The following is a 20562-nucleotide window of genomic DNA, read 5'->3' as shown; positions in this document are numbered from 1 at the left end:
AAATTTAACTATAGAATAACCTTGGTGTTTCAACTGTGTAACATGCAAGCAGTCAATTAAGAAGTGTGTAGCTTTCCCCGCGCCAGCCAGTTGTTTTGACTGCCGTGTTGGGTGAGAGAGTAAAACGAGCGATACGCCAGTATCGGCACCGAAAACGGTGTAAAGGAGTGACCATGATTACCGATATCGTCGATTTATCGCGGCTGCAGTTTGCGCTGACCGCGATGTATCACTTCCTGTTTGTTCCTTTAACTCTGGGCATGGCATTTTTGCTGGCCATCATGGAATCGTTATACGTGATGACCGACAAGCAAATCTACAAAGACATGACCAAGTTTTGGGGCAAGCTGTTTGGAATTAACTTTGCGCTTGGGGTGGCCACTGGCCTCACCATGGAGTTTCAATTCGGAACCAACTGGGCCTACTATTCCCACTATGTCGGGGATATTTTTGGGGCCCCGCTTGCCATTGAAGGGCTGATGGCCTTCTTCCTTGAATCCACTTTTGTGGGCCTGTTCTTCTTTGGTTGGGATCGTCTCAGTAAGCGTCAACACTTGGTCACTACCTGGCTGGTGGCGTTAGGCTCTAACTTTTCCGCGCTATGGATTTTGGTCGCCAACGGCTGGATGCAAAACCCCGTGGGTTCAGAGTTTAACTTTGAAACCATGCGTATGGAGATGGTGAGCTTTGCTGATGTGGTCTTTAACCCCGTCGCACAGGTGAAGTTTGTTCACACCGTTGCCGCTGGCTATACCACAGGGGCGATGTTCATTCTGGGGATCAGCGCTTACTATCTGCTCAAAGGCCGTGATATTGCCTTTGCCCGCCGCTCGTTTGCGATTGCCGCCTCGTTTGGCATGGCGGCTATTTTGTCGGTAATCATCTTAGGTGATGAGTCCGGGTACGAGCTGGGCGATGTGCAGAAGGTCAAACTGGCAGCGATTGAGGCCGAATGGCACACCGAGGAAGCGCCAGCGGCGTTCACCGTGGTGGGGCTGCCGAATCAAGAAACCATGCAGACCGATTATGCGATCAAAATCCCTTATGCGATGGGGATCATTGCCACGCGCTCATTGGATAAAGAAGTGACAGGCTTAACCGATTTGATCGCTGAGCACGAGACTCGTATCCGCAACGGCATGCAGGCGTATGCGTTGTTGGAAAAACTGCGTGCCGGCGAGAAATCACCGGAAACCAAAGCCGCGTTCAATGAAGTGAAAAACGATCTCGGTTATGGCCTGCTCCTCAAACCGTACACCGATAAGGTGGTGGATGCGACGGAAGGGCAAATTCAGCAAGCGGCGCAAGACTCTATTCCGCAAGTGGCGCCTTTGTTCTGGAGCTTCAGGATCATGGTAGCCTGTGGCTTTGCGATGCTGTTTATTTTTGGCATGGCGTTCTGGCAAACCTGCCGTCAGCGTATCGATGAAAAACCCTGGCTACTGAAGCTTGCGCTGATTGGTATTCCGCTGCCGTGGATCGCATGCGAAGCCGGTTGGTTTGTTGCCGAGTATGGCCGTCAGCCTTGGGCGGTGGGGGAAATCCTCCCTGTGCATGTTGCGGCGTCTAACCTGGCCGCTGGCGATATTATTTTCTCGATGGTGGCGATTTGCTCGCTCTACACCGTTTTCCTCGTCGCCGAGCTTTATCTGATGTTCAAGTTTGCCCGCCTTGGGCCCAGCAGCCTGAAAACTGGCCGCTACCACTTTGAACAAAAAGGCAATCCAGAAGCGGATTTCAGCCGCCAGATTGAAGCATAAGGAGAGAGAGCATGTTTGATTATGAAATGTTACGCCTGATCTGGTGGGTGCTGATAGGCGTGTTACTGATTGGCTTTACCGTCACCGATGGCTTTGATATGGGGGTGGGCGCTTTGCTTACCCTGATCGGCAAAACCGACAGCGAACGTCGGGTGATGATTAATGCTGTTGCCCCTCACTGGGAAGGTAACCAAGTCTGGTTAGTGACTGCTGGCGGGGCGCTCTTTGCTGCTTGGCCGTTGGTGTATGCGGTTTCCTTTTCTGGTTTTTATATCGCGATGGTGGTCACGCTGGCGGCGCTGTTTTTCCGTCCCATGGGCTTTGACTATCGCTCAAAAATCGATGATCCGCGCTGGCGCACCGCGTGGGATTGGGGCCTGGTGCTGGGGGGCTTTGTGCCACCGGTCATTTTCGGGGTCGCCTTTGGTAATCTCCTACAAGGGGTCCCGTTCCAGCTTAGCGATCTTTTGATCCCAACCTACACAGGCGGCTTTTTTGCGCTGCTTAATCCGTTCGCCTTGGTGTGTGGGCTGGTGAGCTTGTTTATGGTGGTATTGCAAGGGGCAACCTGGCTGCAACTGAAAACCACCGATGCGCTGCACGTACGTGCACGTAATGTGGCTCAGCTCTGTGCACTGCTTACCACAGTCCTCTTTGTGGCGGCAGGCTTCTGGGTACAAAATATGGATGGTTTTGTGGTGGTCAGTGATGCGGCGAATCAAGCGGCGTCTAACCCACTGGCAAAAGAGGTCGCACTGCAAAGCGGGGCTTGGATGCGTAACTACCAAGCGATGCCAATTCTCTGGTTAGCACCTCTGGTCGGTGCGGTGATGCCCTTGCTGGCACTGCTGGCGTCACGTCTTGAGCGCGGCGGCTGGGCCTTCTTGTTCTCGAGTTTAGCCGTGGCGGGCGTGATTTTGACCGCGGGGATCGCGATGTTCCCGTTTGTGATGCCATCGAGCACTTTCCCGGGTCACAGCTTGACCATGTGGGATGCCACCTCAAGCGAGCTGACCTTGTCGATCATGACCATCGTCGCCGCAGTGTTTGTGCCGATTATCTTGGCTTACACCCTGTGGTGCTACATTAAGATGTTTGGTCGTTTAGACGCGCAATATATTGAAGACAACACCCATTCACTGTACTGATTAAGGAGCTTGCATATGTGGTATTTCACGTGGATTCTTGGTGTGCTGCTGGCATGCGCCTTTGGCATTATCAATGCCTTATGGTTGGAGCACACCGAAGCGATGGATCACGACAATGAGTGAGCGCCAACCTGCTCCCTTAGGCCAGGATTTTTCTGGCCTTTGGCGGCTGCTCTCATTGGCCAGTGCCCTGTGCTGGGGCGGCCAAGTGATGTGGGCGCCAGAAGCCTTTGCTCAGCGCATGGGTGGGGTGACGTTTCCGATGGGCGTGGGGCTGCTCTACGCGACCTGCGTCGGGGTGATCCATGCGGTCGGTTTCACCGCGCAAGGCAAGTGGAGCCGATGGCTCACCTGGCCGCCATTGGGGTGGGGCGTCTCCCTTCTTTTGCTCGCCTTGATGTGGCTGCGCTAGTTGAGTCAACCGCTCGGTGAGCAAGTGCAAAGTGACAAATGAATGACAAAAGCACCCGAGTGGTGCTTTTTTCATCACTCTAGCGTGAGTAATTGCGCGTTTTTTGCAGCACATCACTTCTCGACCGCTTGATGGGCGACCAATGCGCCAGCCGCGCGGTCTCGGCATTTCTATACATCCACAACTTAGGTATAGTAATTGCCTATCGAAAACCGATCATGGGTAAAGACATGACAGAATCAACGCCGTTTCGCTGGCCCATCCGTGTGTATTATGAAGACACGGACGCCGGGGGAGTGGTTTACCACGCTAATTACCTCAATTACTTTGAGCGAGCACGCACTGAACTGTTGCGTGAGATCGGTGTCAATCAACAAGCGCTCTTTGCCGAGCATACGGCCTTTGTGGTACGTCACATGGACATTGATTTTCACCGTGGCGCTCGGCTTGATGACGCGCTGGAGGTTGTCACTACAGTGTCAGCCATGGGGCGCGCCAGCATGACGTTTTGTCAAAGCTTGGTGAATTCTGATCAAAAAGCATTGTGTGCGGCGACGGTTAAGATAGCCTGTGTCGACCCAAAAAACATGAAACCCAAATCGATTCCAACACAGATTAAATCGGAGATGATGACGTGACCGCTGAACTTTCCATTCTCGACCTGTTTTTGCAAGCAAGTTTGCTTGTCAAGGGAGTGATGCTGATATTACTGGGTATGTCAGTGGTGTCTTGGGCGATGATCATCAAACGCTCCAAGGTCATGCAGCAAGCGTTTAGCAAAGCGGAACGCTTTGAAGACAGATTTTGGTCTGGGATCGATCTCTCTCAACTATTCCAAGAAGTGCAAGCGCGCAAAGACAATTTGACCGGCAGCGAGAAGATTTTTTACGCCGGCTTTAAAGAATTCGCGCGATTGCACCGTAGCAACGACAAAGTGCCTGAAGCGGTAATGGAAGGCACGTCGCGGGCGATGCGTGTGTCGCTATCAAAACAGGTGGAAGAGCTGGAAACCCATCTGCCATTTTTGGCCACGGTGGGCTCAATCAGCCCCTACATCGGCCTATTTGGCACCGTTTGGGGCATTATGCACGCCTTTATCGCTTTGGGCGCGGTAAAGCAGGCCACGCTGGCGATGGTGGCGCCCGGGATTGCTGAAGCCTTGGTGGCAACCGCAATGGGCCTGTTCGCCGCGATCCCCGCCGTGATGGCGTACAACCGTCTGACGGCTAAAGTGGGCAAACTTGAGCACAACTACATGAACTTTATGGAAGAGTTCTCTAGCATTCTTCATCGTCAAGCGTTTGCGGCAACCCAGGAGTGATCCATGGCGTATCAACCTAAGCGGCGCAAGATGACGGCGGAAATCAATGTCGTCCCCTACATTGATGTGATGCTGGTACTGCTGATTATTTTTATGGTGACCGCCCCCTTCGTGACGCAGGGCGTGGATGTGGATCTGCCACAAACGGCACAAGCGAAAACCGCGGCAGAGCTAGCAGAAGAGGAAGACAGCGGCTCCTTTATCATTGTGGAAGTGGATAAAGACGGCCAACTCGGACTCAGTGTCAATAATGGCGATATGACGCGCGGTTTGAGCTTGGAAGAAATTCTGGTGCGCGTTAAAGCTGAGCTGCAGCTAAACCCCAAATCGCCGGTGTTAGTGGGCGGTGATGGCCGGGTGCCTTATTCAGAAATCATCCTGACGCTTGATGCATTAAACCAAGCTGGCGTGTCGTCAGTGGGCTTAATGACCGAGCCGTACGAGTCGTAGGTGAGGGTGATGAACGAGCCAAACGATAAACCAACCCACAAAAAATCAGGCAAAGACTCGCTGATGCCCGCGCTGGCGATATCAGCCGTGTTGCATCTGGTGTTAGTGATTGTGCTGTTGTGGGGCGCAGACTTTAGTTCTGACTCAACGCCAACCCCTAAAGCGGGGCTTGCGATTGATGCCACAGTGATTGATCCGGCCGTGGTCAATGCACAGGCGAAGAAAATTCGTGAGCAACGTAACCAGGCAAAGCGTGAAGAAGCGGAGCGACTCAAACGGTTAGAGCAGCAAGCGAAACGTCTTGAGCAGCAGCGTGAGCAAGAAGAGCAGCGCCTTCGCGACGTGAAGCGACAAAAGCTAGAAGCTGAGCGCCAAGCACGGGAAGAGCAAAAGCGGATTGCCGAGCAACAGGCCAAAGCGGAAGAGCAAGCGCGTATTGCCAAGCAAAAAGCCGAGCGGGCCGAACGCGAACGCCAGCGCAAGTTAGAAGAGAAGCGCAAAGCGGAACTCGCGGCGGAGAAAGCGGAAAAAGCGCGGCAAGAAAAGCTCGCTGCGCAACGTAAAGCCGAGGAAGAAGCGAAAAAAGCCGAAGCTGAGCGACAGCGCAAGCTTGCTGAACGTAAAAAAGCGGAAGAAGAGGCGCGCAAAGCCGAACAAGCACGCAAGGAAGCAGAGCGCAAAGCCCAGGAGGCGAAGCGACGACAACAAGAGCAAGAGGCGGCGCTGAACGATTTGTTCTCAGGCCTTGAGTCAGAAGCCAGCCAGCGGCAAAGCGCGCGCGGGCAATTTATTCAAGACGAAGTGGCGCGGTACGGCGCCATTTTTACACAGATGATCCAGCAACGCCTTATCGTTGACGATGGCTTAAGTGGCCAAGAGTGTGTGGTGAATATGCGCTTGTCGCCCACTGGCCTGCTACTTAATGTGGAAGAAAAGGCGGGCAACACGCGACTGTGCCGCGCGACCAAGACCGCGGTGGCGTCTGTGTCTCAGTTTCCAATGCCGGAAGATGGCGATATTATTGCCAAACTACGTGATATCGAGTTGACCGTTAGACCTAACTAAACGACAGGATACCAAACATGATGGAAGTGAGCCCCTGCGGTGGCACAAAGAGTGTGACAAGCAAGAGTCAGGATCGTTTGCGAACATGGCGTATCGCCGCGATGGTGATGCTTTTTGCCTGTCTATCGATACTGATTCAACCGGCACATGCCGCGCTTAAATTGGTGATCACCGAAGGGGTGAATACCGCGCGCCCAATTGGCGTGATCCCGTTTCAATGGAAAGGGCAAGGCGAACTACCCGAGGATATTTCTGGCGTAGTCGGCTCTGATTTACGCCGCAGCGGTAAGTTTAACCCGCTGGCGGTCAGTGACATGCCGCAAACCCCATATAGTGATGCGGATATAGATTACAACGCTTGGACCTCGCTGGGAGTAGATGCGGTGGTCACAGGCACCATTACTCCCACATCTGACGGTCGTTATCAAATTGATTATCAGCTTATTGATATCGTTCGAGGCCAGCTCACTGGCGGAGACAGTAAAGGCCTAGGTGCCGATGGCAAGCTAGTGCAAACCGATGATCACTTACTGGTGAATAACCGCGCCACAGTCAAAGAGAGCGATTTACGCCGCTATGCGCACCGGATTTCCAATATTGTTTATGAGCAGCTCACCGGCGAAAAGGGCGCGTTCTTAACTCGTATCGCTTATGTGGTGATTGATAAAGAAAACGACTATCCCTACCAGCTGCGGTTATCGGATTACGACGGCTACAACGAGCGTTTGATCCTGCGCTCCAAACAGCCTTTGATGTCACCGTCTTGGTCACCGGATGGCCGCAAGCTCGCCTATGTCAGCTTTGAAAATGGCCAGGCAGAAATCTTCATCATGAACATTTACACCGGCCAACGTGAGAAAGTTGCGTCATACCCTCGTCATAATGGATCGCCACAGTTTTCCCCTGATGGCAGCAAGTTAGCCTTGGTACTTTCCAAAACCGGTAGCTTGCAGGTGTATACCTTCGATTTGAACAGCAAAAAATTGACGCAAATTACCCATGGCCGTGCCAACAGCACCGAGCCATTTTGGGATCCTGATGGTAACTCGCTCATCTATACCTCTGACCGGGGTGGCAAACCACAGATTTATCGCGTAAATTTAGACGACGGAACTAGCCGACGGATCACGTGGCAAGGCAATCAGAACATGGGTGGGCAACTGACACCGGATGGCCGTCACTTGATTATGGTCAATCAATCATCGTCTGGCTATAACATTGCAAAGCAAGACTTAAACAGCGGGGCGGTGCAAATCCTAACCAAAACCTTGTTGGATGAGTCGCCAAGCATTGCGCCAAATGGCAGCATGGTGATTTACAGCTCGGTATATGGACGTAAGAATGTGTTGTCGCTCGTCTCTGTAGACGGCCGCTTTAAAGCGCGGTTACCGGCAACCAACGGGCGCGTGCGTGCACCAGCCTGGTCACCTTACCTGTAGTTTTTAAATTTTAAACAACGTACGCTAACTTTCTAGAAAAGGAAAATAGAATGCAAATCAATAAAGTACTGAAAGGTCTGGCGGTGGCACTGCCGATGTTTACTCTGGCTGCGTGTAGCTCACACGATAGCTCAACAGGCAGTGGTTCTGGCCAATCAACCAACCAAAATGGCACCACCGTTGTTTCTCCTGTTGACGGCCAAGGCTCAATGACAGAGCAACAAATTCGTAACCAAGAGCTGCGTCAGTCGCAAACCGTTTACTTCAACTTTGACGACTCATCAGTACTGCCACAATACGAAGACATGCTGGATGCCCACGCGACTTACCTGCGTGCTAACCCAGCGATGGAAGTGGTCGTAGAAGGTCACGCTGACGAGCGCGGTACCCCTGAGTACAACATCGCCTTGGGCGAGCGTCGTGCCGAAGCGGTTTCTAAATACCTGCAAGCGCTGGGTGTACCGGCGAGCCAGATCTCTATCGTGAGCTACGGCGAAGAAAAACCGTTGGTACTTGGCCAAAGCGAAGAAGCTTACGCCAAAAACCGTCGTGCGGTATTGGTATACTAATCCAGCCTTTTGGTAATGGATAAAGGATATGACAATGAACAGTAACTCTGTGCGAACCCTCGCGCTGGCGTTACTGGTGAGTGCGGCAGCCCCCGTGGCTGCCACACCTGCTCCGGTGACAGAAGTAGGGGCGGGCGGCACCGCCGTCGATCGTTTAGAGCGCATGCTCCAAGCTCGCAACCAAATGCAACTGGATATGCAGCGCCAGCTTGACCAAATGGCGCAAGAGCTGAGCAATTTACGCGGCAACGTTGAGCGCAACAGCTATGACATTCAACAAATGGTTGAGCGTCAGCGCGACCTCTATAGAGAAATCGATACCCTAAGAACGGCGAAGCAATCAGCACCTGCAGAGCCTGAAAAAAAGGCTGAAGACAAGTCAGCCGCGAACTACACCGCGGATCAAACCGAAAATGCAGCCTATGAAGCCGCCGTTAATCTGATCTTAAAAGAGAAAGATTACCAAGGGGCTACCCAAGCATTTAAAGCGTTTCTTTCACAATACCCAGAGTCGGTCTACACCGCCAATGCCCACTATTGGCTCGGTCAGCTTTATTTCTCCAAACGTAAGTTTGAACAAGCCAGCCAAGAATTCACGGCAGTGAGTGAGTTTAAAGACTCCAACAAACGCCCGGATGCCTTGCTGAAACTGGGCTTGATTGCACAAAAACAAGGTAATGGCGACCAAGCCAATCAATACTTCCAGCAAGTGATTGATACCTACCCAGACTCAACCAGCGCCAAACAAGCCAAAAACGCGATGTAGGACGATGGTGCCATCGACGACGATGGCTCCATTGGCGACAAGGCGTTAATGTTTAACCTCGATGATCCCATTGGCGTAGGTGACACAAGCCCCGGGACTTTGTTGGATATGGGCACATTGTCAACGGGCGCCTGTCACGATTGGGGTTAATTTTTGGCTTTGATGTCGGAGGTACGCCGCGGACATTGCTTCAGTAGTCCGCATCTCACCGGTGCTTGTCCGACCTACGCGTACTTTAACGCCGGTGAGATATTGATCCCGTGCCATGGCGCTTATCTGATCCTAGTGCTAATTTGTTTCTCCCCCCACTCACGTTATACTACCCGGACTGGAAGCCCCGGACTGGAAGTAAGCATGAGTAATCCCATGAGCCAAGTGATTGAAACGTCGCAAAGGGTCTACCCCTTTCCGCCGAAACCTGTGGCATTGAGTGACGAAGAGAAAAAACAACACGTTGCACGCATCAAACAATTGTTAGAAGAAAAAGACGCGGTGCTTGTTGCTCACTATTACACGGATCCAGAGATCCAAGCCCTCGCGGAAGAAACCGGCGGATGTGTCGCAGACTCGTTAGAAATGGCCCGCTTTGGTAACCAACACTCAGCAAGTACCTTGATTGTCGCCGGTGTACGCTTTATGGGGGAAACCGCCAAAATTCTCACCCCAGAGAAAACCGTGCTAATGCCGACACTTAATGCGGAATGCTCGCTAGATTTAGGCTGCCCAGCGGACGAATTTACCGCGTTTTGTGATGCCCATCCGGATCATACTGTGGTGGTATACGCCAACACCTCAGCCGCCGTTAAAGCGCGTGCCGATTGGGTGGTGACGTCCAGCATTGCGCTGGAGATTGTTGAACATCTTGATAGCCAAGATAAGCCAATTATCTGGGCCCCAGATCGCCACCTTGGCGCCTACATCGAAAAAGAAACTGGCGCTGACATGGTCTTATGGCAAGGCGAATGCGTGGTGCATGATGAATTCTCTGCCCAAGCGCTGGAAAAAATGAAACACCTTTATCCTGATGCCGCGATTCTCGTTCACCCAGAATCGCCTGCCAGTGTGGTCAAAATGGCGGATGCCGTCGGCTCAACCAGCCAGCTGATTAAAGCGGCACAAACGCTGCCGAACGAAAAGCTGATTGTCGCCACCGATAAAGGCATTTTCTATAAGATGCAGCAAATGGTGCCGGAAAAAGAACTTGTCGAAGCCCCCACCGCCGGCGCCGGCGCGACCTGTCGAAGCTGCGCCCACTGCCCATGGATGGCGATGAATGGCCTCAAAGCGATAGAGAGCGCACTTGAAAACGGCGGCGAAGAGCATGAAATCCACGTTGACGACAAGGTGCGCGAAAAAGCGTTAATCCCGCTCAACCGCATGCTTAACTTTGCCGCTGAAATGAAGGGGTAAAGCGGTTCCTAGGGCCTAGGAAAAGATGACGGAATACTGAGAACTAAGTGCCTAGGATCCTAGGGCCTAGGCTCTGCTTTCTACTCTTCCCGTATTCCGTAAGCGAAGCGCTCTATATTCAAAAACCCTGAATGTCGCGTAGGTCGGCATAAACGCCTTCTCGATCGCACAAGCTTGGCGTGATTTCCGCCGCGCGCCCGTTGCACGGCGCCATCGGACATTGGTGGTAAATTTGGCGCCTTTGGATTACTTTACTTGCTTGGCTTCTTCGCGAATACGTGTGATGAGCTCAGACGATTGAGTTTGATGTTTGAGCACGATATCAACGGTGAAAGGAAGCGTCGATTGCTCGAGTTTATCTTGTATTATTGCTACATCATTGAATGTTAATGCGTTGCCCTCAAGCATGATGTCGATATCAGAATTATCCCTAAATGTGCCGGTTGCGCGAGAGCCAAAGATCCAGGCGTGTTGGACGCCAGGGTGGCTGAATACCATATCTTGGAGCAGTTGAAATTGATGGGGTTTTAACCCTACCCCCATCAAGAACGTGGCATTATTGTCCACTTTTATTCTCCAAATACCGCATGATCTCGGCAATAACAGGGGCATAATGTTTAACGATCAGTCTTTGCGCTTCGAGGGCATTTTGCTCGTCGTAGGTGTGCGAAAGCAAGTTTCGTTTTACTAGCGCGTCAAGCAAGGTTTCACACTGATCCGACGACAGATGGTTGGCTTCTAACGCTGTGCGAATGACACTGCGCGGCGATGCAACATCAAACCCTTCGTAGCTTAATAAGTCTTTTAAGGTTTTCCACGTGAGCTCAAAAGTAAACTCAAAGGTTTGCACGAGGCCTGCCAGCTCAAGTTCGTTATAGCTTTCTTGTCCGCAAGCGTTTTCAAGCCGACGTTGGGCTTTAATCAGGTTTTGAAGTCGAAGTTGCCAGCGCTCCAGGTGTGTATCCGTCATTTTCACCTCCTTGCAGGGTTAGGGAGTCGATCCCCGAATTGTGCCATACGCCTATACAACCGCCGATATATAAACCAAGCGTAGGTCGGCATAAGCGCCAGCACGATGCCAATAATTATCACAATGTATGCCGCGCGCCCGTTGCACGGTGCCATCGGACATTAAAGCCAAGTTTAGTGCCAATCTTGAATGGTATCATTGCCGTTAAAGTACGCGTAGGTCGGCATAAGCGCCAGCACAGTGCCAATAAGTATCACAATGTGGGCCGCGCTCCATCCTACATTGGTGGTAAATTTAGCACCGATCGTAACAGGCGCCCATTGCATGGCGCAGTGTAACAAGCGCCCGTTGACAAGGTGCACTTATCCAACATCTTGCAGGGGCTTGTGTCATTGACGCCAATGATATCATCGGCGTTTAAATTATCGTTCTGCATCGATAATTGCTCAACACAAATTCCACGAGGGATGATAAATCCCTCTTTTAACTTCACGATGAAATGAGGAATACGGCCAATCAACGACGCGCTCAACCCAACCATGTTTAACCGGATTGAAATGCACATAATCAAAATGATGCTTAAAATCTCGCTCATCCCTGGTTGTATGCTCCCAAAACCGATCTTGCCATACCATCCCTTTTCCTGTAACGAGTCGCTTATCAATTCGGGACACACTTTTAGTAAATAGCTTCTTTATCTCGCGCCACCTAGTTGAATAATCTGAGTCATTATCGGGAAGTGTCCAAATAGCATGTAAATGATCAGGTAAAACAACCCAAGCATCGATTTGAAAAGGACGAGACGCTTTGACGGTTGCCACCGCTGAACGCAGTAACCTTATATGCTCCGTGAGCAATTGCATCTCTCTGTCGTGTAGATTTACCGTAAAAAAATACGTGCCACCATGTGCATAATTTCTCCGATACCGCATTCCAGGCTCTCTTTTGCCACCTTCACATACGATCAAGTGACGCGAACCCAAGGCAGGAATCAAGTTTCATTACAATAAATTAGAATTCAGCCGAGAAACAAGATCGAAAGTGTTTGTTGCGCAGGGATTTGTGTCACCGTCGCCAATAGGATCATCGATATATAAACCAGGCGTAGGTCGGCATAAGCGCCTTCTCGATCGCACAAGCTTGGTGTGATTTCCGCCGCGCGCCATCCGACATCGTGGTCAAAATTGGCGCCGAACGTAACAGGCGCAGTGCATCAACGAACACATTTTTAGTGTACTGTGTACCCGTTATTTCGTTGGGCTATGTTGACAGCGGGTACTTAGTACACATACTATAAGGTATAAGGAGCTCCAAACGTGAGCCACGCACTCCATTTTATTGAGACCCCAACATTTACCAGATTAATTACTGCACTCGCATCTGATGATGAATTGAAAGAGCTACAGAGCGAACTCATCGCTCAACCTGAAAAGGGCGATCTGATTCAAGGTACAGGTGGGCTAAGAAAAGTCAGGATGGCCAAGAAAGGGCAAGGAAAGAGCGGGAGTCTAAGGGTCCTATATTATTTTGCTCACGCTGAAACCATTTATTTAGTGTATGTGTATGCTAAAGCAACGCAAGAAACTTTGACACATGAAGAGAAAAAGCAGTTGAAAGAACTAGTTAAACAACTTCGAGGTAATGGGGAATGAGTATTTTTGCAGATCTAAAGACGTCCCTTGAAGAGGCAGTCGAAATCAAGAAAGAAAACATGGAGCCCTCTCGTGTTACTTCTTATGCCATTGAAGACGTTAAGGCTATTCGTGAAGATATTCTGAATGTATCTCGCTCTGAGTTTGCCAAAGCGATGAGCGTGAGCGTAGAGACAGTAAAAAGCTGGGAAAACAAGCGTCGTAATCCCTCCGGTTTAGCTGCGAAGGTGCTTCACACTATTAAAGATAACCCTGAGTTTTACAAAGCATTAGAAGCTCATTAGTGGCAGTAAGTTGTTTATATTACCTAAAAAAATACAAGGTCGGATGGAATCATCGATATATAAACCAGGCGTAGGTCGGTATAAGCGCCTTCTCGATCGCACAAGCTTGGCGTGATTTCCGCCGCGCGCCCGTTGCACGGCGCCATCGACATCGTGGTTAAAATTGGCACCGATCGTGACAGGCGCCCAGTTGGCAATGTGCACATACCCAACACCTTGCCGGGGCTTGTGTCACCTACGCCAATGGAACCACCGATATACAAACCAGGCGTAGGTCGGCATAAGCGCCTTCTCGATCGCACAAGCTTGGTGTGATTTCCGCCGCGCGCCCGTTGCACGGCGCCATCCGATATCAAAGCCAACGATTAACTTCGATCGTGACAGGCGCCCGCGTTGGCCTATTTGTACGTATCCAACATCGGGTAAGGGCTTGCGCCATCGTCGCCAATCGAATCATTTGACGGAATACGGAGAACTAAGTGCCTAGGTCCTAGGATCCTAGGACCTAGGCACTGATTTCTGCTCTTCCCTTACTCCGTAAGCGAAGCGCTCTGTATTCAAGGCCCTGTATACTATCGCCTAGGACCCTACTTTTATGCCCCTTCTGCATCTTCCGCCAACGCCGCACCGTGGAGGCTTAAACCACACAACATGGTAGGCATGGCGTTAAAGATTTCCTCAAACTGTGCCAGCTCTTCGGCGCCTTGCGCTTCCATGGTAGAAAGCGCGGTTTCTGGGTCGTAAAGCAAGCTAATAGACAGCACCACGCCACCGAGTAGGGCATTACCATCGGTGTTTTCCGGCATCAGTGTTTCCCAGTCATCACGGGTCAGGCTCCAGCCTTGTAGTAACCCTTCGGCGAAATCGCGCGTCGCTTGGTTGACAATCTCAGCGTCATCAAGCAAACAGCCTTCTGGCCATAGCCAGGTTTTCTCCAACAACTGCTGACGCTGTTCATTCCAAATATCCACAATCAGATTGGCGTACTGCTCAAACTGCTCATGATTCTCAAACGGCGCTTGTTCTTCGCCACCCCACATCACAGGAAGCCACTCGCTAGGGCTAATAACATGAGGCGCGGCCGCCATCGCGGTGACGACACCACGAGTTTGCATTTCGTTAAGTAGCTGCTCGCTATCGGCATGCTGGGTGAGAAAGTCGGCTAACGTCATAACACTCTTATTTGTATTTTGATCAATGCCATGAGTTTAACAGCTTTCGCACTCGCGCGCTTCCATCGCTCGCACGCTGTTGCTCAATACGTTGGCGACTGAATCGGGGGGAGTTAACTCAGTTTTTCCAGACATAGAGATGCTTTTGGTGATGGAATAGCCATTTAAACCCAAAGCCATCACCAACAGCTTGACCGCAAAGCGGCAACTCTCTATAGTACGCCCCGTTAACGCGACTGCGGGTAGCTCAAGTCCACCCAATAAATAGCTCGCGTAACAGACAATATGGTGAGGTGTCCGAGTGGCTGAAGGAGCACGCCTGGAAAGCGTGTATACGGCAACGTATCGAGGGTTCGAATCCCTCTCTCACCGCCATCATTAAAAAAACCGCCCTCGTGGCGGTTTTTTGCTATCTATCCCTCACCGAACAATGATTTCAAGCTATTTTCACCCTCACAGCAATTGCCCAAGTTGCTTTTATCCCTTATCTAAAAACGCTAACCTAGTCGCAGTGGATAGTAACGTAGCTTCGGCTCACTTTTTGCATAACCCACGCCATCATGCATTCAAAGGCAAACACTTGCCGTTAGATTGGCACCAAGACCCAAAGAGTATCAACTATGTTTAACAAGCAACTTTTAGCGATCCTTATCCCTCTAACCTTATCCGGTTGCGGCGGCGGCAGTGACGACAGCGGCGGCAGCCAACCCAAGCCAACCCCTAAGTATACCTTTGAGTTTGCTGCTCTTTATGCGAAATCAGACGCTAACAGCAGGTGTGCAGTTTATGGTGAAAAGCAAGATGGAAAACAGATACTGGCGACTAAAGATCGGATTATAAGTGGTATCGATACAACCGGAACGATTCTCATACAAGATGAACAAGGTGGCGTGACTGATACTTATGATATCGGCTCGAATAAATTAAGGATTAATCAGTCAATTGTCCCAGAAGAGGGCTATGTTACGTTTGTTCTGGCAGAGAAAGGTGATATCAGTGCGATATCCTATCAGAAAAATGCACTAAGTCAGTCTGTACTGTTTGGTTACCCTGTCGACAGCGTCAGTAATGATGATCGATGCGTAACCTCAGGCGCAACCAAGCCGGATGAACGAGAGTATTCAAATGTCAGGGTTGATGTTTCGAATGGCTCTGATGCGCATAGCGTTGGTATCACAACGCCAGATAAGCGAGCGCTTTCATCAAACTTTGGCGCTAAAACGGTCAGCAGAGCATTCAGGAGTGCATTAGGGGTAGGATATGCTCAAAAAGCTGCAGGCGACCCCAATAACACTGATATTTCAGATGTAGAGACGCCGCGAGAAATCACAGATTACAAATTCTTTAATCTGTCCGATAATGCCACAGAGGAACTTGACAAGTTAATCGAAAGCAACAGCTGGACAGCTCCCGCAAACACCTACAACCTAACCTCCGCCGCCCTCTATGCTGACTACCAGCAAACGCCCTATATTTGGCAAAACTTGCCTCACAGCGCGAGCGATACCATCACCTACCGCTATGATCCAGACAGTAACAATCTGGATTACTTTTTAACCGCAGAAGGAAGCGTGGACGCTTCAGGTGATCAATGGCAACTATCGACCGCGCAACAATTGTCTGATACACAACTAAGCGCGGGATTAGGTCGTACGGATCTGGCAGATAGCATCACAGTTCCACAACAGACAAACGCGAATATCGATGGAAGTGGAACGTTATCAGCCTATGGCAACGGTGCTGGCGGCCAAGTGGGGATTCAACGTATTGCTTATCAAGTCGCAGACGGTTCGACAACAGTCACACACGTTATCTATGCTGAAGCAAATGCTCAGCAAACCGTCCCATTGTTCGACAACAATACTATTGATTCACTAGTAAATGGTGCAGGTACATTATCTAATTATGATATCAGCGTGATGTACACAGAAAACGATCAAGCTTTAGCAGCGCTAATGGCAGAACACACCAACCCAAGTATTACTGATAATAGTGACCTAAGTGTGGATCCATTGCCCGCGCTCTTCACCACCTACGAGCGAGAGCAACTGGCACGACAAAAGAAAATCATCGATCACTATCAAATATCGACGAGTAATCCTTAGGACCTAGAGCCTTTCTTACTCTTTTCCGTTATCTGTAAGCGAAGCGCTCCGTATTCAATTTCCCGAATGCGGAGTACTGAATACGGAGTACAGAAAGAGCAAGAACCCCAATGCGAGAACAAGGCTGCTTTACCTAGCCTCTAGTTTCTAGTTTCTAGGAGCGAAGCGTTTCGTCCCCTTCCCGTCATCCATAATCTATACCCTAGGGCCTAGGTCCTAGGAACTTAGTATTCCAGCATCGGTATTCAGGAGTTGGAATACAGAGCGCTTCGGTTAAAATATGTAACCGACACCAACAGAAATAAAGTCGACGTCTGCGTCATCAAGTTGATAACGCTCGGCTTCAACGCGCAGATTTACATACTGGCCCAAATCATACGTCGCGCCCAAGCCAAAAACGGGATCGGTACCATCTGAAGAGTCAGAAAAGGTTTGGTTGTGGGTGCGAGCAGTGCCATCGACAGACCATTTGTTCAGTCCCAGCTTACCAAAGAAAGAAAACGACTCATTCACTGGTAGGTAACCCATCGCAGATAAACTTACTGTAGAGGCATCAAGCGCGAACGTTTTATATGGGGTGATGTAACCATTTGTCCCGCCAAGATCCGTATAGGCCGCCTCAATACCGATGTTCTTATAACGATGTCCGGCCAATAGTTTAAAACCAGAATCGGTATCATCTATCCCCTGATAGTCGATGGATGACTGTCCAAGTTGGATACCTATATAAGATTCATCAATAATATCTTTTTTCGGTGCATCCTTGGCTATGGCAACAGCAGATGGGATCAAGCATGAAATTGCAATGAGTTTTGTTAAGCGCATAATTCTATCCTCGTAGATTAAAAGCGCTGGCATTGTAATGATCAGAACGATAATTGAAATCATTAACAGTGTTACATGACTAAATCATGCGCTGTTTTATATCTACTTGGCTGAAAATAAGACAAAAAGCATGTCGTCTTAAAGGTATTGGCCGTACTCAAGATCTTGAACATAGAAAGAGCAAGAACCCCGATGCGAGCACGGTCTGCTTTACCTAGTCTCTAGCCTTTAGTTTCTAGAAGCGTCTCGACCCTTTCCCGTCATCCATAATCTATTCCCTAGGCCCTAGGCCCTAGGATCCTAGGAACTAGGACCTTTATCTACCGGAGTTGGCTCGATATGCTTTTTCCGTAATCCGTAATCCGTAATCCGTAATCCGTAATCCGTAATCCGTGATCTGTAATCCGTAACCCATGATTTATTCCCTAGGACCTAGGAACTAGGATCTAGGTCCTTTCCCCTAAAGGCCCTAGGATCTTTCCCCTAGAGCCCCCACGTGATACCCTTTTTCTAGACATTACTTAAGGGAAATCCGATGAAAATTGCAGTTGCTGGAACAGGTTACGTCGGCCTGTCAAACGCTATGCTACTGGCGCAACACAACGAAGTGGTCGCACTCGACATCGTGGAAGAAAAGGTCAATCTTCTTAACAATCAACAATCCCCGATTGTCGATGCTGAAATAGAGCAATTTCTCGCCGAAAAACCACTTCACTTTACTGCCACTTTAGATAAAGAGCAGGCCTATCGAGGTGCTGATTTTGTGGTGATTGCCACCCCCACAGACTACGATCCCGAAACCAACTACTTTAATACCAGCTCGGTCGAGGCGGTGATTAAAGATGTGATGGCGATTAACCCAGAGGCGGTGATGGTGATCAAATCGACTGTGCCGGTCGGTTATACCGCTGAGATTAAGCGCAAGATGGGTTGCGAAAATATCCTCTTCTCCCCTGAGTTCTTACGTGAAGGCAAAGCACTTTACGATAATTTATATCCATCACGAATAATTGTCGGTGAGCAATCCGAGCGCGCCCGCCAATTTGCCACCTTGTTGCAACAAGGCGCAGTGAAGTCAGGTATCTCCGTCTTGTTTACCCATTCCACCGAAGCGGAAGCGGTAAAGCTGTTCTCCAACACCTACTTGGCGATGCGCGTCGCTTATTTCAACGAGCTGGACAGCTACGCCGAATCCCACGGTTTGGACGCACGCCAGATCATTGAAGGGGTAGGGCTAGACCCACGGATTGGCGATCACTACAACAACCCCTCCTTTGGCTACGGCGGTTACTGTCTGCCAAAAGACACCCGTCAACTATTGGCCAATTACCAAGACGTGCCCAATAACATCATTCAAGCCATCGTTGACGCCAACACCACCCGCAAAGACTTTATTGCTAATGCGATCATCAAGCGTGAACCTAAAGTCGTCGGCGTCTATCGCTTGGTGATGAAGTCCGGCTCAGACAACTTCCGCGCCTCAGCTATCCAAGGGATCATGAAGCGGATTAAAGCCAAAGGCATTGAAGTGGTAGTGTACGAGCCCGTACTTGACGAAGACTCCTTCTTTAACTCAGACGTGATCAAAGACTTGGATACCTTCAAACAACGCGCCGATGTGATTGTCGCCAACCGTATGGTTGATGAGATCCGCGATGTAGAAAGTAAAGTCTACACCCGCGACTTGTTCGGCGCGGATTGAAGGAAAAACCACAGTACGGGCTCGGTCTGCTCTTTTCCGTACTCCGTAAGCGAAGCGCTCTGTATTCCAATTCCCGAATACCGATGACGGAATACAGAGTACGGAAAGAGCAAAGGCCCCGATGCGAGCACGAGGCTGCTTTTTCTAGTCTCTAGAAGCGAAGCGTCTAGTCTCTTTCCGCCGTATTCCGTATTCCGTATTCCATAATCTTTCCCTAGGACCTAGGACCTAGGACCCTAAGGTCTTACTCTCTTTCCGTCTTCTCCCTCGCAAAATCCTCCAAACACCATACAACTCAATCACCTACCTCGCTTATCCTCACCGCACATTCATAACCGGTGGATGATGCCATGTTATTTATTACCAGCCGTACTCCCGAACAAGGGCCGACCAGTGATGCCGGCCGTTGGCTAAGCTTTGATAACCAAAACACCGATATCTCAAAGTGGGTGTATTTTTGCCAGCGGACCGGGCAGGGCGAATACCAAGAGATCACCGCGGCGCCGTTTATGGCAAGATTAAAAGCCTTACCCGCACATACCCAGATACTGTTTTTGCTCCATGGTTATAACAACCAAATGGAAAGTCATATCTTCCCGATGGCGCAGACCTTACAACACCAATTTGATCGCTTCGCACCCAACGCCATGCTGGTGGTGCCGATTATCTGGCCCTGTGACGACGATGGCCGGCTTGGTGCTGTCGATGACTATTGGGACGACCAACTCGCCGCCACCGCGTCAGGGTTGGCGTTTAGTCGTTTACTCGCGATGTTTGATGACTGGCGTCGCGCCCCTGAGCAACAAACTGAACCGTGCAAAAGGCGCATGAACCTACTCGCGCACTCCATGGGGAATCGGACGCTCATCAGCACCTTTCACCATTGGCACAAACATGCTGGACTCGACACCATGCCACAATGGTTTCGGCATATCTTTATGATGGCCGCCGATGTTGATAACCAAGCCCTAGAGCCGCACCAGCCGGGCAGAGCAGTGCTGGATGCCGCCAAACAAGTCCACATTTACTATGCCGCCGATGATATCGCCATGGCCGCCTCAAAAGTGGTCAACGTACGCCACCGCACCGTCACCCGGCGATTAGGCATGACCGGCCCCGAAAACCTCGACGCACTTCCTGCGAACAAAGTGACGGTCACCGACTGCGACGCCTTTAACGACCAATTCGACCCAAATTGGGGCCATACCTATTTCCTCACCGACGACAACGGCCACCCAAGCCCATTGATAGAACAGATGATGGATAAGATGATAGGTACATAAATACCATTAGCGACGATGGTGACATTGGTGTAGGTGACACAAGCCCCGGTAAGATGATGGATAGGTGCACATTGTAAACGGGCGCCTGTCACGATCAGCGCCAATTTTAACCTTAATGTCCGATGGCGCCGTGCAACGGGCGCGCGGCTCACTTCGTGATAATGATTGGCATTGTGCTGGCGCTTATACCGACCTACGCGATATTCATGATTTTTGAATACAGAGCGCT

Annotated in this window: 22 protein-coding genes and 1 tRNA gene; 18 read left to right on the top strand and 5 right to left on the bottom strand. The window is 50.4% G+C overall.

Annotated features, from left to right (window positions below; genetic code table 11):
- Window positions 1-176: 176 nt before the first annotated feature.
- From cydA to nadA, 12 genes are all read left to right on the top strand, one after another.
- Window positions 177-1760, top strand: a complete 1584-nt coding sequence (gene cydA, locus BZG74_RS14555; RefSeq protein ID WP_176719629.1) for a cytochrome ubiquinol oxidase subunit I — start codon at window positions 177-179, stop codon at window positions 1758-1760.
- A gap of 11 nt (window positions 1761-1771) precedes the next feature.
- Window positions 1772-2908 carry a cytochrome d ubiquinol oxidase subunit II gene (cydB, locus tag BZG74_RS14550; protein ID WP_077459135.1) on the top strand — a complete coding sequence of 379 codons (1137 nt, stop codon included), beginning with the start codon at window positions 1772-1774 and terminating at the stop codon, window positions 2906-2908.
- Window positions 2909-2923: 15 nt separating this feature from the next.
- Window positions 2924-3031, top strand: a complete 108-nt coding sequence (gene cydX, locus BZG74_RS14545) for a cytochrome bd-I oxidase subunit CydX (protein ID WP_021024361.1) — start codon at window positions 2924-2926, stop codon at window positions 3029-3031.
- Window positions 3024-3320, top strand: coding sequence for a cyd operon YbgE family protein (locus BZG74_RS14540; protein ID WP_158020671.1), 297 nt, complete (start codon window positions 3024-3026; stop codon window positions 3318-3320). The genes cydX and BZG74_RS14540 overlap by 8 nt, the downstream gene beginning before the upstream one ends.
- Window positions 3321-3550: 230 nt before the next feature.
- On the top strand, window positions 3551-3958 hold the full coding sequence (ybgC, locus tag BZG74_RS14535; protein ID WP_069361251.1) for a tol-pal system-associated acyl-CoA thioesterase: 408 nt from the start codon (window positions 3551-3553) through the stop codon (window positions 3956-3958).
- Window positions 3955-4641: a protein TolQ gene (tolQ, locus tag BZG74_RS14530; RefSeq protein WP_069361239.1), complete on the top strand. Its 687-nt coding sequence runs from the start codon at window positions 3955-3957 to the stop codon at window positions 4639-4641. Before ybgC ends, tolQ begins: the two co-directional genes overlap by 4 nt.
- Window positions 4642-4644: 3 nt before the next feature.
- The gene (gene tolR, locus BZG74_RS14525; RefSeq protein ID WP_077773238.1) at window positions 4645-5091 is read left to right on the top strand and encodes a protein TolR; all 447 of its coding nucleotides are present in this window, start codon (window positions 4645-4647) and stop codon (window positions 5089-5091) included.
- Between the two features lie 9 nt (window positions 5092-5100).
- Window positions 5101-6156 carry a cell envelope integrity protein TolA gene (tolA, locus tag BZG74_RS14520; RefSeq protein WP_392397601.1) on the top strand — a complete coding sequence of 352 codons (1056 nt, stop codon included), beginning with the start codon at window positions 5101-5103 and terminating at the stop codon, window positions 6154-6156.
- A gap of 101 nt (window positions 6157-6257) precedes the next feature.
- The gene (gene tolB / locus BZG74_RS14515; RefSeq protein ID WP_077773243.1) at window positions 6258-7595 is read left to right on the top strand and encodes a Tol-Pal system beta propeller repeat protein TolB; all 1338 of its coding nucleotides are present in this window, start codon (window positions 6258-6260) and stop codon (window positions 7593-7595) included.
- 50 nt (window positions 7596-7645) lie between these two features.
- Window positions 7646-8164, top strand: coding sequence for a peptidoglycan-associated lipoprotein Pal (pal, locus tag BZG74_RS14510; RefSeq protein ID WP_069361240.1), 519 nt, complete (start codon window positions 7646-7648; stop codon window positions 8162-8164).
- A gap of 34 nt (window positions 8165-8198) precedes the next feature.
- Window positions 8199-8930 carry a tol-pal system protein YbgF gene (gene ybgF / locus BZG74_RS14505; RefSeq protein WP_077459139.1) on the top strand — a complete coding sequence of 244 codons (732 nt, stop codon included), beginning with the start codon at window positions 8199-8201 and terminating at the stop codon, window positions 8928-8930.
- Window positions 8931-9296: 366 nt separating this feature from the next.
- The gene (gene nadA / locus BZG74_RS14500) at window positions 9297-10340 is read left to right on the top strand and encodes a quinolinate synthase NadA (protein ID WP_077773237.1); all 1044 of its coding nucleotides are present in this window, start codon (window positions 9297-9299) and stop codon (window positions 10338-10340) included.
- 246 nt (window positions 10341-10586) lie between these two features.
- Here the strand turns inward: nadA and BZG74_RS14495 are convergent, their stop codons facing one another.
- From BZG74_RS14495 to BZG74_RS14480, 3 genes are all read right to left on the bottom strand, one after another.
- Window positions 10587-10907, bottom strand: a complete 321-nt coding sequence (locus BZG74_RS14495; protein ID WP_392397600.1) for a nucleotidyltransferase family protein — start codon at window positions 10905-10907, stop codon at window positions 10587-10589.
- A complete protein-coding gene (locus BZG74_RS14490) occupies window positions 10897-11310 on the bottom strand; it encodes an HI0074 family nucleotidyltransferase substrate-binding subunit (RefSeq protein WP_077659413.1) in 414 nt (137 codons plus the stop codon). The genes BZG74_RS14495 and BZG74_RS14490 overlap by 11 nt, the downstream gene beginning before the upstream one ends.
- A gap of 446 nt (window positions 11311-11756) precedes the next feature.
- Entirely contained in the window at window positions 11757-12242 is a 486-nt protein-coding gene (locus BZG74_RS14480; protein ID WP_077773235.1) for an REP-associated tyrosine transposase, read from the bottom strand.
- 384 nt (window positions 12243-12626) lie between these two features.
- Between BZG74_RS14480 and BZG74_RS14475 the strand changes: the two genes are divergently transcribed.
- Window positions 12627-12962, top strand: a complete 336-nt coding sequence (locus BZG74_RS14475) for a type II toxin-antitoxin system RelE/ParE family toxin (protein WP_077773234.1) — start codon at window positions 12627-12629, stop codon at window positions 12960-12962.
- Window positions 12959-13246, top strand: a complete 288-nt coding sequence (nadS, locus tag BZG74_RS14470; protein ID WP_021024377.1) for a NadS family protein — start codon at window positions 12959-12961, stop codon at window positions 13244-13246. Before BZG74_RS14475 ends, nadS begins: the two co-directional genes overlap by 4 nt.
- A gap of 593 nt (window positions 13247-13839) precedes the next feature.
- On the opposite strand, the gene BZG74_RS14460 is transcribed toward nadS, so the two are convergent.
- Window positions 13840-14418 (bottom strand): UPF0149 family protein, encoded by a 579-nt coding sequence (locus tag BZG74_RS14460; protein WP_077773232.1) that lies wholly within the window; start codon window positions 14416-14418, stop codon window positions 13840-13842.
- Window positions 14419-14705: 287 nt separating this feature from the next.
- Between BZG74_RS14460 and BZG74_RS14455 the strand changes: the two genes are divergently transcribed.
- Window positions 14706-14793, top strand: a tRNA-Ser gene (locus BZG74_RS14455).
- 245 nt (window positions 14794-15038) lie between these two features.
- Window positions 15039-16523: a hypothetical protein gene (locus tag BZG74_RS14450; RefSeq protein WP_077773231.1), complete on the top strand. Its 1485-nt coding sequence runs from the start codon at window positions 15039-15041 to the stop codon at window positions 16521-16523.
- 273 nt (window positions 16524-16796) lie between these two features.
- Here BZG74_RS14450 and BZG74_RS14445 read toward each other — a convergent pair whose 3' ends face one another.
- On the bottom strand, window positions 16797-17348 hold the full coding sequence (locus BZG74_RS14445; RefSeq protein WP_158020670.1) for a porin family protein: 552 nt from the start codon (window positions 17346-17348) through the stop codon (window positions 16797-16799).
- Window positions 17349-17883: 535 nt separating this feature from the next.
- Between BZG74_RS14445 and BZG74_RS14440 the strand changes: the two genes are divergently transcribed.
- Complete coding sequence (locus BZG74_RS14440) at window positions 17884-19050, top strand: nucleotide sugar dehydrogenase (protein WP_077773229.1); 1167 nt, start codon at window positions 17884-17886, stop codon at window positions 19048-19050.
- A 350-nt stretch (window positions 19051-19400) separates the two neighbouring features.
- Window positions 19401-20333, top strand: coding sequence for an alpha/beta hydrolase (locus BZG74_RS14435; RefSeq protein ID WP_077773228.1), 933 nt, complete (start codon window positions 19401-19403; stop codon window positions 20331-20333).
- Window positions 20334-20562: the final 229 nt, after the last annotated feature.

Source organism: Salinivibrio sharmensis, from assembly GCF_001995985.1.
Taxonomy (GTDB): domain Bacteria; phylum Pseudomonadota; class Gammaproteobacteria; order Enterobacterales; family Vibrionaceae; genus Salinivibrio; species Salinivibrio sharmensis.
Note: the sequence above shows the minus strand (reverse complement) of the source record. Positions and strands in the feature narration are given on the sequence as shown.